The following is a 260-nucleotide window of genomic DNA, read 5'->3' as shown; positions in this document are numbered from 1 at the left end:
GGCGGCGGGTCGGTGGGCGTGCCCTCGGGGGTGTCGGTCTCGCCGTCCATCGGGTTGCCGGCCACGCCTGGGCCCGGGGCCAGTGGGTCGACCGCACCGTCGGGGGTGGTTCGGTCGGCGCCTGGCGTACCGGCGGTGCCACCGGGGTTCTCGGCGGAGTCGGCGTTGGGCGGGTCGGCCTTCGGCCGGTTCGGTTCGGGCGTGGGGACCTGGCCTGCCGGCTTGCGCGGGTCCGTCTTCGGGGTGCCCGGCGACCGATC

At 77.7% G+C, this 260-nt stretch carries 1 pseudogene; it reads right to left on the bottom strand.

From position 1 onward, the window contains the following. Positions 1-260, bottom strand: a pseudogene (locus GT354_RS04400) (hypothetical protein); the annotation flags it as partial.

Origin of the sequence: Streptomyces sp. SID3343 (assembly GCF_009865215.1) — a bacterium.
In the GTDB taxonomy this organism is placed as follows: Bacteria; Actinomycetota; Actinomycetes; order Streptomycetales; family Streptomycetaceae; genus Embleya.
Note: the sequence above shows the minus strand (reverse complement) of the source record. Positions and strands in the feature narration are given on the sequence as shown.